The 12045-nt window shown below is 67.2% G+C and carries 11 protein-coding genes; 8 read left to right on the top strand and 3 right to left on the bottom strand.

The features are described 5' to 3' along the window. Positions 1 to 263: 263 nt before the first annotated feature. From OCW50_RS24680 to pncA, 5 genes are all read left to right on the top strand, one after another. Complete coding sequence (locus OCW50_RS24680; protein WP_262299342.1) at positions 264 to 1811, top strand: ABC transporter ATP-binding protein; 1548 nt, start codon at positions 264 to 266, stop codon at positions 1809 to 1811. Continuing rightward, positions 1801 to 2877 carry an ABC transporter permease gene (locus tag OCW50_RS24675; protein ID WP_262268730.1) on the top strand — a complete coding sequence of 359 codons (1077 nt, stop codon included), beginning with the start codon at positions 1801 to 1803 and terminating at the stop codon, positions 2875 to 2877. The genes OCW50_RS24680 and OCW50_RS24675 overlap by 11 nt, the downstream gene beginning before the upstream one ends. Further along, entirely contained in the window at positions 2874 to 3791 is a 918-nt protein-coding gene (locus OCW50_RS24670; RefSeq protein WP_262299341.1) for an ABC transporter permease, read from the top strand. Before OCW50_RS24675 ends, OCW50_RS24670 begins: the two co-directional genes overlap by 4 nt. Before the next feature lie 103 nt (positions 3792 to 3894). Further along, positions 3895 to 4977: a BMP family ABC transporter substrate-binding protein gene (locus OCW50_RS24665; protein WP_262299340.1), complete on the top strand. Its 1083-nt coding sequence runs from the start codon at positions 3895 to 3897 to the stop codon at positions 4975 to 4977. 98 nt (positions 4978 to 5075) lie between these two features. Beyond that, on the top strand, positions 5076 to 5726 hold the full coding sequence (gene pncA, locus OCW50_RS24660) for a bifunctional nicotinamidase/pyrazinamidase (protein WP_262299339.1): 651 nt from the start codon (positions 5076 to 5078) through the stop codon (positions 5724 to 5726). A gap of 138 nt (positions 5727 to 5864) precedes the next feature. Here pncA and rimO read toward each other — a convergent pair whose 3' ends face one another. The 3 genes from rimO to OCW50_RS24645 all read right to left on the bottom strand — a co-directional run bounded on the left by rimO (position 5865) and on the right by OCW50_RS24645 (position 9178). Next, entirely contained in the window at positions 5865 to 7181 is a 1317-nt protein-coding gene (rimO, locus tag OCW50_RS24655; protein WP_262299338.1) for a 30S ribosomal protein S12 methylthiotransferase RimO, read from the bottom strand. 280 nt (positions 7182 to 7461) lie between these two features. Beyond that, positions 7462 to 7968, bottom strand: coding sequence for a GAF domain-containing protein (locus OCW50_RS24650; RefSeq protein WP_262299337.1), 507 nt, complete (start codon positions 7966 to 7968; stop codon positions 7462 to 7464). A gap of 169 nt (positions 7969 to 8137) precedes the next feature. Further along, entirely contained in the window at positions 8138 to 9178 is a 1041-nt protein-coding gene (locus OCW50_RS24645; RefSeq protein ID WP_262299336.1) for an endo-1,4-beta-xylanase, read from the bottom strand. Positions 9179 to 9249: 71 nt separating this feature from the next. Here OCW50_RS24645 and OCW50_RS24640 point away from each other — a divergent pair, with 71 nt between their 5' ends. The 3 genes from OCW50_RS24640 to OCW50_RS24630 are packed head-to-tail and all read left to right on the top strand — an operon-like array spanning position 9250 to position 12043. Next, entirely contained in the window at positions 9250 to 11244 is a 1995-nt protein-coding gene (locus tag OCW50_RS24640) for a PP2C family protein-serine/threonine phosphatase (RefSeq protein ID WP_262299335.1), read from the top strand. Beyond that, complete coding sequence (locus tag OCW50_RS24635) at positions 11231 to 11566, top strand: STAS domain-containing protein (protein WP_262299334.1); 336 nt, start codon at positions 11231 to 11233, stop codon at positions 11564 to 11566. The genes OCW50_RS24640 and OCW50_RS24635 overlap by 14 nt, the downstream gene beginning before the upstream one ends. Positions 11567 to 11599: 33 nt before the next feature. After that, the gene (locus tag OCW50_RS24630; protein WP_262268739.1) at positions 11600 to 12043 is read left to right on the top strand and encodes an ATP-binding protein; all 444 of its coding nucleotides are present in this window, start codon (positions 11600 to 11602) and stop codon (positions 12041 to 12043) included. The last annotated feature ends 2 nt before the right edge of the window (positions 12044 to 12045 follow it).

The raw sequence follows: 12045 nt of genomic DNA, 5'->3' as shown, positions 1-12045 counted from the left end.
GGCAAAATTCATTGCGAATCGTGCGAACCCTACGGCCCCTCTGGGTCCGCACGATGCGCCAAGCCAGACTATGGAGGATCGGACCCGGAAATGCATTCCGCTTCCGGGTCCGATCCTCTAAAGCATCGGACCCAAAAGTGGACTTGCCCTTTTGGAATCCATCCGATGCTTTCTTCTTGAATGAGAGCATCGGACGGAAAACCGGGCCACTTTTCCGTCCGATGCTCTAGCCCGCCGCAACCCTTGAAACCAGAGTCGCTTGTGTGAAGCCAGACGTATCATCATCCGGGCCGCCCCTCGTCGAACTTCAAGGCATCAGCAAGCGCTACGGCGACCTTCTCGCCAATGACGGGATCGATCTGGCGATCGAGCCGGGCGAGATCCACGCGCTTCTGGGCGAGAACGGGGCCGGCAAGTCGACCCTGGTCAAGATCCTCTACGGGGTCATCGAGCCCAGCGCGGGCGAGATCCGGTGGGAGGGCCGCCCGGTCTCGATCGGGTCGCCGGTCGAGGCGCGCAATCTCGGCCTCGGCATGGTGTTCCAGCACTTCTCGCTCTTCGACGAGCTGACGGTCGCGGAGAATATCGCCGTGGCGCTCTCCGGCGAGTGGAGCCTGTCCACGGTCCGCAGCAAGCTCGGGGACATCAGCCGGACCTACGGTCTGGCGCTCGATGCCGACCGGGCGGTCTGGACCCTGTCGGCGGGCGAGCGCCAGCGCATCGAGATCGTCCGCTGCCTGCTCCAGAATCCAAGGCTGCTGATCCTGGACGAGCCGACCTCGGTGCTCACGCCCCAGGAGGCCGAACATCTCTTCGCCACCCTGGACCGGCTCTCGGCCGATGGCTGCTCCATCCTGTACATCTCCCATAAGCTCGAGGAGGTGCGCCGCCTCTGCCGCCGCGCCACGATCCTCAGAGGCGGACGGGTGGTCGCCACCATCGACCCGCGGGCGAAGAGCGCCCGCGAGATCGCAGCCCTCATGGTCGGCAACGAGGTCGGCGAGGTGCGCACCGACGCGCCGCATCGGGTCCAGGGCGAGGTGCTGAGGGTCTCGCGCCTGTCGATCCCGCCGGCCGGGCTGCACGGACAGGCCCTGCGCGACATCGATCTCGTGGCCCGGGCCGGCGAGGTGGTGGGCATCGCGGGCGTCGCGGGCAACGGGCAGAGCGAATTGTTCGCCGCCCTGTCGGGCGAGCGCCCGGCCGAGCGCGCGGACGTTGTCGTCATCGCCGGGAAGCCGGTCGGCACGGTGGGCATCGACGCCCGCCGCCGGCTCGGCGCCGCCTTCGTGCCGGAGGAGCGCCTGGGCCATGCGGCCGCGCCGACCCATCGCCTGAGCGAGAACACCCTGATCTCCCACGCGTCCGCGGAAGTGAGCCGCTCGGGCTTCATCCTGGTCAATGCCGCCCGGCGGCTCGCCCGCTCGATCATCCAGGGATTTGACGTGCGCACGCCCGAGGGCGACCCGCAGGCGCGCAAGCTCTCCGGCGGCAACCTGCAGAAATTCGTCATCGGCCGCGAGATCATCCGCAGACCCAAGCTCATCATCGTCGATCAGCCGACCTGGGGCGTGGACGCGGGGGCCGCGCGCCTCATCCGCCAGGCGCTCGTCGACCTCGCCCGCGCGGGCAGCGCGGTCGTCGTGGTCAGCCAGGATCTCGACGAGCTGTTCGAGGTGGCGGACCGGATGGCCGTGATCCACCAGGGCCAGTTGAGCCCGCTCAAGCCGGTGAGCGAATGGACCAGGGAGGCGATCGGACTGGAGATGCTGGGTGTTGCACAGGGCCAGGGGGGCGTTCATGCGCTTTGAGCTGACGCCACGTGCGAGCGTCTCGCCGGTCATGCGGGCGCTCGCCCCGGTGGCCGCCTTCGTGACCGCGTTCCTGATCGCCGGCTTCGTGATCTGGCTGATGGGCCGCTCGCCCGTCGCGGCCTTCGACGTCTACGTGCTCCAGCCCCTGAGCGACCCCTGGTCCCTGCAGGAGCTCGCCGTCAAGGCCACTCCGCTGGCGCTGATCGCCATCGGGTTGTCCTATTGCTTCCGGGCGAATCTCTGGAACATCGGCGCGGAGGGCCAGTACGTGATCGGCGCCGTGCTCGGCAGCTGGCTCGCCCTGAGGACCCACGGCACCGAGGCCGGGGCCTGGGTGCTGCCGCTCATGCTGATCCTCGGGGTCGTCGGCGGTGCGCTCTACGGGCTGATCCCGGCCTTCCTGAAGACCCGGTTCGGCGTCAACGAGATCCTGACGAGCCTCATGCTGGTCTATGTGGCGCAGCTCATCCTTGATTACCTGGTGCGCGGCCCGTGGCGCGACCCGAAGGGCTTCAACTTCCCGCAATCGGTCACCTTCGACCCGTCGGCGACCCTGCATCCGGTCCTGGAAGGCGGGCGGGTGCATTACGGCGCCCTGTTCGCCCTGGTGGCGGTCCTGCTCACCGCCGTGATCCTGGGGCGCACGCTCTTCGGCTACCGCCTGAAACTCACCGGCGACGCGCCCCGCGCGGCCCGCTTCGCGGGCTTCAGCGCGAAGGCCACCACCATGGCGGTCTTCGCAATCTCGGGCGGGCTGGCGGGCCTTGCCGGCATCTCGGAGGTCTCGGGCCAGATCGGGCAGCTCCAGCCTTCCATCTCTCCGGGCTACGGCTTCACGGCCATCACGGTGGCGTTCCTGGGGAGGCTGAACCCCATCGGGATCCTGATCGCCGCGCTCGTGGTCGCGCTGACCTTCATCGGCGGCGAGAGCGCGCAGATTCTCCTGAAGCTGCCGCTCGACCTGACCCAGGCCTTCCAGGGCATCCTGCTGCTCTGCGTGCTCGCGGCCGACGCCCTGGTGAGCTACCGCATTCGCTTCGTGACCCGGGGAGGGGGCAAATGACCACTTTCGAGGCCATCCTTCTCACCATCGTCACGGCATCCACGCCGCTCCTGATCGCGGCGCTCGGCGAGCTGGTCACGGAGCGCTCCGGCGTCCTCAACCTCGGGGTCGAAGGCATGATGGCCATGGGGGCGGCCTGCAGCTTCGCGGCCGCCGTCACCTTCGACTCGACCCTGCTCGGCGTCGCGGCCGGCATGCTGGCCGGGGTCCTGATGGCCGCGCTCTTCGCCCTCGTGGTGCTGGGCTTTGCCGCGAACCAGGTCGGCTCCGGCCTGGCGCTGACCATCTTCGGCCTCGGCCTGTCCGGCCTGGTCGGGGCTCCCTTCGTGGGGGCGAGGCGCGATCCGATCGCGCATATCGACATTCCGGTCCTGAGCGACATCCCGGTGATCGGCCGCCTGTTTTTTGAGCAGGACCTTTTCGTCTACGGGTCGATGGCGCTGACGATCCTGATCGCCCTCTACCTCACCCGGACCCGGTCCGGCCTGACCCTGCGCTCCATCGGGGAGAACCATACCTCGGCCAATGCGCTCGGCCTGCCGGTCTGGCGGGTGCGCTTCTGGGCCATCCTGTTCGGGGGCGCCTGCTCGGGATTGGCCGGAGCCTATCTCGCCCTCGTCTATACCCGCTTCTGGTCGCCCGGCATGACGGCGGGGCGCGGCTGGATCGCCCTGGCCCTCGTGGTGTTCGCGGCCTGGCGGCCGGGCTGGCTCCTGGTCGGGGCCTACATCTTCGGCGCGGCGACCGTGCTCCAGCTCCACGCCCAGGCGGCCCAGTTCGGCGTGCCGCCCCAGGTCCTGTCGGCGGTGCCTTACCTGGCGACGATCCTCGCCCTGCTGCTGCTCTCCCTGCGGCGCGGCCGGGCCGTCGGGGCGCCCGGCTCCCTGGGGGTGCCGTTCGTGCCTGACCGGTGAGCAAACTGGTGTTAATCTGACCAAAGTGTAGGCAGAGGAATTCTTGCCAGAACGCCTCAGACCTGCGACGGAAGGATGGAAATCCAAACTCGAGGGAACGAGCATGTTTTCAGGGAAAGTCTTCGGAGCCGTTGCGGGGGCGGCGGTCCTGGCTCTGTCCGCGACCGGCGCCTTCGCGCAGGCGAAGGACAAGGTCAAGGTCGGCTTCATCTACGTGGGCCCCGTGGGCGACTTCGGCTGGAGCCACCAGCACGACCAGGGCCGCCAGGCGATCGAGAAGGCCTTTCCGGGCAAGGTGACGACGACCTTCGTGGAGAGCGTGCCGGAGGCTGACTCCGAGCGCGCCATCGAGCAGCTCGCCCGCACGGGCCACGACCTGATCTTCACGACCTCGTTCGGCTTCATGGAGCCGACCCTGAAGGTCGCCAAGAAGTACCCGAACATCAAGTTCGAGCACGCCACCGGCTTCAAGCGCGCCCCGAACCTGTCGACCTATGCGGCCAAGTTCCACGAGGGCCGCTACATCACCGGTGTGATCGCCGGCAAGATGACCAAGTCCAACGTGATCGGCTATGTGGGCGCCTTCCCGATCCCGGAAGTGATCGCCGGCATCAACGCCTATTATCTCGGCGCCCAGTCGGTGAACCCGAACGTCAAGATCAAGATCGTGTTCGCCAACACGTGGTTCGACCCGGCGAAGGAAGGCGACGCCGCCAAGGCGCTCCTCGACCAGGGCGTGGACGTGCTCGCCCAGCATACGGACAGCCCGGCTCCGATCCAGGCCGCCGAGGCCCGCGGCAAGTTCGGCTTCGGCCAGGCCTCCGACATGGAGCGCTTCGCCCCGAAGGCGCAGCTCACGGCCATCACGGACAACTGGTCGGACTACTACGTGGCCCGCACCAAGGCGGTTCTCGACGGCACCTGGAAGTCCGAGGACACCTGGGGCGGCATCAACGCCCATATGGTCGTGATGACTCCCTACAAGAACATGCCCGACGACGTGAAGAAGATGGCCCAGGACACCGAGGCGGCCATCAAGTCCGGCCAGCTGAACCCCTTCAAGTGCCCGGTCCTCGGCCAGGACGGCAAGGAAATCGAGTGCAAGGGCAACGGCTCCCTCTCGGACGAGCAGGTGCTCGGCATGAACTTCTACGTGAAGGGCATCGAGGACAAGATCCCGCAATAAACGGTCGCGGGTTCGGAACGACGCGGGGGCAGCCGGGAGCCGGCTGCCCTTTTTCGTGCGGTCCCCCTATCCGTCGACAGTGCGAGGGAGGATGACGAATGGACGAGCAGGCGACGATCCGGCCGGGCGAGGGCGACGTTCTCATCGTGGTGGATATCCAGAACGACTTCCTGCCCGGCGGCGCGCTCGCGGTGCCCGGCGGCGACGCCGTGATCGCGCCGATCAACCGGCTCGCGAACGCCTTCCGCCACGTGGTGCTGACCCAGGACTGGCATCCGGCGGGCCACGCCTCCTTCGCGTCGAGCCATCCGGTCAAGGCGCCCTTCGACACGGCTGACCTGCCTTACGGCCCGCAGGTGCTGTGGCCGGACCATTGCGTGCAGGGCACCCCGGGGGCCGAGATCTCCCCCGACCTCCACATCCCGCATGCGCAGCTCGTCATCCGCAAAGGCCACAACGCGGGCATCGACAGCTATTCGGGCTTCAAGGAGGCCGACCGGCGGACCCCGACGGGCCTGGCGGGCTATCTGAGGGAGCGGGGCTTCCGCCGGGTCTTCTGCGCCGGGCTCGCGCTCGATTTCTGCGTCGCCTGGACGGCGCTCGACGCCGCCGAGGCCGGGTTCGAGACGTTCCTGATCGAGGACGCCTCGCGGGCGATCGACACGAACGGGTCGCTGGAGAAGGCGAGGGCGGATCTGGAGGCCGCGGGCGTCCGGATGGTCGACAGCACGCATATCGGGGGCGCTTGAAGCGTTCGCGTCATGGCTGGCCGGTCATCACCGGCATCTTGCCGGCCATCCCGAACCGGCGAAGCGCGGCGCCTCTCAGAAGCAGGATCACCGGGACAAGCCCGGTGATGACGTCAAGTTGTGCTGAACCGGCCCGCCTTAAGCCACGGTCCCGTGCAGATCGTACTCGTCGGAAGCCTCGATCCGCACGTTGACAATCTCGCCCGGCTTGAGCGGGGTCTTGGACGCCACATAGACGACGCCGTCGATCTCGGGGGCGTCGTACTTCGTGCGGCCGGTCGCCACCGTGGACCCCGGATCGTCGATGATGACCGGCAGGGTCCTGCCGACCTTCGCCTTCAGGATCCCGGCGCTGACCGTCTGCTGGGTCTGCATGAAGCGGTGCCAGCGCTCCTCCTTCACCTCCGGCGGCACGGCGCCGTCGATGTCGTTGGCGGGCGCCCCCTGGACCGGCTCGTACTGGAAGCAGCCGGCCCGGTCGATCCTGGCGTCCTTCAGCCACTGCATCAGGAAGTCCACGTCCTCCTCGGTCTCGCCGGGGAAGCCGACGATGAAGGTCGACCGGATGGCGAGGTCCGGGCAGATCTCGCGCCATTTGCGGATGCGCTCCAGGGTCTTCTCCTGGTTGCCCGGGCGGCGCATGGACTTCAGGACCCGCGGGGAGGCGTGCTGGAACGGGATGTCGAGATAGGGGAGGATCTTGCCCTCGGCCATCAGCGGGATGACCTCGTCCACATGCGGGTAAGGGTAGACGTAGTGCATGCGCACCCACATGCCGAGATCGCCAAGCTCCCGGGCAAGCTCGAAGAACCGGGTGCGGACCTCCCGGTCCTTCCACAGGCTCGGCTGGTACTTGATGTCGAGCCCGTAGGCGCTGGTGTCCTGCGAGATCACCAGAAGCTCCTTCACGCCCGCGCGGGCGAGCCGCTCCGCCTCGCGCAGCACGTCGGCGATGGGGCGGCTGACCAGGTCGCCGCGCAGCTTGGGGATGATGCAGAAGGAGCAGCGGTTGTTGCAGCCCTCCGAGATCTTCAGATAGGCGTAGTGGCGCGGGGTGAGCTTCACGCCCTGGGGCGGCACGAGATCGACGAAGGGGTCGTGCGCCGGCGGCACGGCCTGATGCACGGCCGAGACGACGGATTCGTAGGCCTGCGGTCCGGTGATCGCCAGGACGTTCGGGAACTGGTCGCGGATCTGCTCCGGCTCGGCGCCCATGCAGCCGGTCACGATGACCTTGCCGTTCTCCGCCATGGCATCGCCGATGGCTTCCAGCGACTCGGCCTTGGCGCTGTCGAGGAAACCGCAGGTGTTGACGATCACCACGTCGGCCCCGTCGTGCTCCTTGGTGAGCTGGTAGCCCTGGGCCCGGAGCTGGGTGATGATGCGTTCGGAATCCACCAGGGCCTTGGGGCACCCTAAGGAAACGAACGAGACTTTCGGCGCGGGAGCATTCATCCGCCACATCCACTTGTTTTAATCGAAACTGACATCCGTGCGGTGCCCCGCCCAGGCCGCATCAATGCGAAGTCACGGCGGAAGGACCTGTCGATCGAGGGCAGGAACACCCGGCCCATCCGGCGCAACCGCGCCCGGACCGGCCCGATCTGCCGCCTGGATCGATCCAGCGCCTCGCGCAGGCGTTCCCCGATAGGAGGAAGCGCGCGACCGAAGACGCGCGTGTGCCTTTACAGCACCGGGTCCGCCTTTACAACATCCGGCTTTGACGCGGGTCCGATCAGGCCGGCTCGGTCCATTCCAGTTCCTTCCGGGCGATCTCCCGCACGACCCTGTCGGCGAACAGCCGAAGCTCGGCCTTGTCGCCGCGGGAGAAGGCGCGGGGCTTGGTATCGAGCAGGCACAGGGCCCCGAGGCGGATATCCTTCAGGAAGATCAACGGAGCGCCGGCATAGCTTCGGATATGGGGCGCTCCCGTCACGAAGGGGTTGGACCTGAACCGCTCGTCCGCCAAGGCGTCCTCGACCACGAAGACGTCGTCGCGCAGGATCGTGTAATTGCAGAAGGCCGCCTCCCGCCGGGTCTCCCCGGTCTCGAGGCCCCGGGCCGCCTTGATGAGCTGACGGGCGCGGTCGATCAGGGTGATGGTGCACATCGGCACGTGGAAATGAGCGCGGACCTCGTCGCAGATCCCGTCCAGGGCCGGATCGGCCCGGGATGTGAGGGCGCCGGTTTCAAGGAGAGCTCGCAGGCGCTCTTCTTCATGAGGACCTGTCGGAAACGGCATGGAACTCCTTTCTACGCAAACTCTCAGGCCGGGTGCGGCTCCGCAAAGCTCGGCTCAACCGGGCGCACACTCAATGGCAATCCTGCATAGTCCAGCTTCACCGGAGAGGTAAGCCCGGATGATGCAATAACATGGCCGCATCCTTGCGACGCCCCCCGGTCGGGCAGCGTCAGGCACTGGAAACCGGGCGGGCGGGAGCATGACCGAAGGCATCCTTGACCGCGTGCCAGGCGGGCTTGCGCCGGAAGGCGCGGTCGTGGAGAAGCGGCCTCTGAGGAGCTCCGTCGGCCCGCGGCCTGAACCCGTTGAGCCAGGTGGAGCCGTCGCTCAGCCCCCAGGTGCTCACGGCGCGGACGGCGCTCTCCGCGAGGACGAGATCGAGATACGCCCGGTAGGTCTCGGCCACGATGGCATCGCGCCGCGTCCGGTCCCGGGGGCAGAGATGGTCGGAGACGTCCAGCTCGGTGATCATCACGGCGAGGCCCATGCGCTCGATCTCCCGCAGGAAGGCGCGGAGCTGCGGATGCTCCCGGGGCTGTTCGAGGGCTGTCAGGTGCGACTGGATCCCGAGGCATCCGATCGGCGTGCCTCTGGCGAGCTCCCGTTCGAGGAGACGCAGCATCATCCGCCGCTTCGTCTCCGCTTCGGGATGGGCGTGTTCCAGGCCCATTTCGTTGAGGACCAGAAGGGCCGCCGGGTCGAGATCGGCCGCCCGGCGGAACGCCGTCGCGAGATAGTCGGGGCCCAGGGCATGGAGAAACCGCGAGCGGCGCAGCCCGTCCTCTCGTCCCTGGGAGGGTTCGAGGGGTTCATTGATCACGTCCCAGGAATGCAGGCGGCCGGCATAGCGCGCCACGGTCGTCTCGAGATGCCGCAGGGCCGCTTCCTCGAACCGGCGGTCCGACCCTTCGCGCCAGGCGGCCGGGACGGCCTCGTGCCACCAGAGCGTATGGCCGTGGACGGCGAGGCCGTTATCCGCCGCAAAGGCGACGAGCCTGTCGGAGGCCGAATAATCGGGCCTGTGAGGATCGGCGCCGATCACGTCCCACTTCATCTCGTATTCGGCCGTAACCAGGTTGCAATTCTTGAGAATTGCGCGCCGGAGCGGTTGCAAGGACAGGTCAGAGGTGCAAAGAGCGGTGCCGAAAAGCAGGTCTCGGCGAACGGCAACGCTCGACAAGCCATCCCGACTAAGGCCATGCTGGGCCATCAATTCCTAGTCCGCGAAGAAAATCGTCCATCGTGATGTAAACCGATTGCAGCGATTGCAGATCCCGCCTCATGAAGATCCGCCACACCCTCCTGATATTGACGGCTTTCCTGGGAATCGCCCTGCTGGTCGCGGTTTCGATCCAGATTCGCGCCGAGCTTCTCGATTACCAGACCGCGCAACGCCTGGCGGCGTCGAACGCGGTTCGCGAACAGCTTCTTCTCGGAACCGAGGCCCTCGCCAACGAACGAAGCCAGACCTTCGTGGCGCTGCTCGATCCAGGCCGCCGGATCGGGAGGCCCGGGAGCCTGGAAGAGGCTCGGCGCCGGGTCGACACATTTCTCGGAGCCGCGGAACGGGAGCTGAAGGGCACGGCCGGTTTCATCAGCAGTACCGATGCGGGCCTGGCGGCTTTGGCCCGGATCCGCGAGGATATCGGGGGGCTGCGCAGGCAGGCCGATACCTCCCTCGCGTCCGATCGGCCGCAGCGGGGCGGTGAATTCGCGCCGCGCTGGTTCCAGGAAGCGACCCGTCTCATCGGGGACCTGCAATCCTCGCGCCTGACGCTGCTCCAGCAGGAGCGACCGCTGGAGCCAACCCTGCGCGCGGAGGCGAACCTGAGGACCCAGGCCGGGATCCTGAGCGAGAGCATCGCACGCAACCAGGCGCTCATGAGTCGCGCGCTGATGGAGCCCGGAACCGTCGAGGGGCTGGAATTCGACGCCATCAGCCGCAATGCCGGCCGGGCCGGTCTCGCCTGGGAGCTGATCGACGGGCAACTGGGCTCTCCTCTGAGCCCATCGGTCACCGCGGCGATCGCAGCCACGCGGGAGGATTACACCTCGACCTTCGCGCCGCTCCAGCAATCGCTTCTGAATTCCCTGCTGAGCAAGGTGCCGATCGGGATCGACGCGGCCCAATGGTACGACGCCACGGACCATTCCCTGCGCAACATCGCCCACTTGCAGCAGGAACTGCTCGGGAGCTCTCGCAACCGCCTCGAGGCCACGCTTCGCCGGGCCCGCCTGTCGGTCCTGCAATGGTCCGGGCTTCTGCTCCTCGGGATCGCGGCGGTGATCGGCAGCGTCCTGGTGGTCCGCCGACGGGTGGTGCAGCCCCTCGAGGCGCTGAGCCAGACCATGCTGAGGCTCGCCGACAACGACCTCTCCACACCGCTCCCGCGGCTGATGCGCGCCGACGAGATCGGCGAGATGAACGACGCGCTGCGCGTCTTCAAGGCCAACGCGATCCAGCGGGAGCGGGCGCAGAACGAGAAGCAGGTTCTCCACGCCCGCCTGAGGGAGACCTACCGGCAGCTTCGCAAGGATCTCGAGGCTGCCGCCGTCATCCAGGGCGCCATGCTGCCTCCGGCGGCCGCCATGGGCAACGTGAGCTACCGGGGGCTCTACCGCCCCTCGAGCCTGATCGCCGGCGATACCTACAACGTGCTGCGCCGCAATGACGGCGGGATCGGATTCTTCCAGGTGGATGTGGCCGGCCATGGGGCGGCGGCGGCTCTCGTGTCCGTCGCCTGTCACCATACCCTGTCCCAGGCGATCCTGACGCGGACCCAGGGGATGCGCCTGGAAGAGATCGCCGCCCAGATCAACAACGACTGGCCCGAGGATCTTCCGTACTTCACCATGATCCTCGGCGAGATCCATCCCCGGACCCACCAGGCCAGCATCGTGCAGGCGGGGCATCCCTCGCCGGTGGTGATCCGGTCGGACGGGCTCGTCGAGATGCTCGGCGAGGGCGGGTTCCCCATCGGCATGTTCCCGGCGGCCGCCTATGAGCGCCTGGATTTCGAGTTCGCGCCGCACGACCGGCTCCTGATCTACTCGGACGGGTTGGTGGAAGCCGAAGACAAGGACGGAGAGCAGTTCTCGGAGGAACGCCTGCGCCGCATCGTCGGCGAAAATGCCACGGATTCCACCCGCGCGCTCCTCGACCGGCTCGATGTTGCGGTGCGGACGTGGCGCGGCTCTGAAACCCTGGACGACGATTTGAGCGTTCTCATGCTGGAGCGCTTGCCTGAAAGGATCCCTGTCGATGCTGTCCACTGATCTTCGTAACAATGTCCTGGTCGTCCGGGTGTCGGAAAGGCGGATCGACGCGAGCCGGGCGCCAGCCTTCAAGGACGAGATCACGAAGTGCATCGAGGCCGGCCAGAACCAGATCGTCCTCGATCTGAGCGGCGTCGAGTTCATCGACAGTTCGGGTCTCGGCGCCCTTGTTTCGTGCCTCAAGCGCCTTGGTCCGCGGGGGAGCCTTGCGGTGGCGGGCGCCACGGGGGCGGTCAGCCGACTGTTCACCCTGACCCGGATGGACAAGGTCTTCACCCTTCATCCGAACGTGGATTCCGCCGTCGACCAGCTTTCTGCCTGATCGGTCGCCGCGAGAGAGCAGGAAGAAACAGGAATGGTCGCCTCCATCAGCCTTTCCATCGACAGCGACCTCGACAAGGTCTCCCTCCTGGCACGCGCCGTGCGGGCCCTGTGCGAGGACTTCCTCGGCCCTGACGACCTCGACGCCGTGGAACTCAGCCTCGTCGAGGCCATCAACAACGTCATCAAGCACGGCTATCACGGAGAGAAGGGCAAGGACGTCCAGGTCGCCGTCGGGCTCCAGGCCGACCGGATCGTGATCGACGTGATCGATCACGCGCTTCCAATGGCGGCCGGGGTCCTGGAACAGGCATCCGACGATCCGTTCACCTTCGACGAGACCGATCTGGCCGAGATCCCGGAGGGCGGCATGGGCTTGGCCCTCATCCATATGAACATGGACGAGGTCGAGTACGTGTCGAACGAATCGGAGAACCGCCTGCGGATGGTCAAGCGGATCGCCCGCCCCGGGTCCTGACG

This window comes from Microvirga sesbaniae, assembly GCF_025460805.1.
Classification (GTDB): domain Bacteria; phylum Pseudomonadota; class Alphaproteobacteria; order Rhizobiales; family Beijerinckiaceae; genus Microvirga; species Microvirga sesbaniae.
Note: the sequence above shows the minus strand (reverse complement) of the source record. Positions and strands in the feature narration are given on the sequence as shown.

Coding starts and splice junctions, on each gene's coding strand:
- OCW50_RS24630 (WP_262268739.1), top strand. CDS start 11,600: ATGGTCGCCTCCATCAGCCTTTCCATCGACAGCGACCTCGACAAGGTC.
- OCW50_RS24635 (WP_262299334.1), top strand. CDS start 11,231: ATGCTGTCCACTGATCTTCGTAACAATGTCCTGGTCGTCCGGGTGTCG.
- OCW50_RS24670 (WP_262299341.1), top strand. CDS start 2,874: ATGACCACTTTCGAGGCCATCCTTCTCACCATCGTCACGGCATCCACG.
- pncA (WP_262299339.1), top strand. CDS start 5,076: ATGGACGAGCAGGCGACGATCCGGCCGGGCGAGGGCGACGTTCTCATC.
- OCW50_RS24675 (WP_262268730.1), top strand. CDS start 1,801: ATGCGCTTTGAGCTGACGCCACGTGCGAGCGTCTCGCCGGTCATGCGG.
- OCW50_RS24640 (WP_262299335.1), top strand. CDS start 9,250: ATGAAGATCCGCCACACCCTCCTGATATTGACGGCTTTCCTGGGAATC.
- OCW50_RS24665 (WP_262299340.1), top strand. CDS start 3,895: ATGTTTTCAGGGAAAGTCTTCGGAGCCGTTGCGGGGGCGGCGGTCCTG.
- OCW50_RS24650 (WP_262299337.1), bottom strand. CDS start 7,968: ATGCCGTTTCCGACAGGTCCTCATGAAGAAGAGCGCCTGCGAGCTCTC.
- rimO (WP_262299338.1), bottom strand. CDS start 7,181: ATGAATGCTCCCGCGCCGAAAGTCTCGTTCGTTTCCTTAGGGTGCCCC.
- OCW50_RS24645 (WP_262299336.1), bottom strand. CDS start 9,178: ATGGCCCAGCATGGCCTTAGTCGGGATGGCTTGTCGAGCGTTGCCGTT.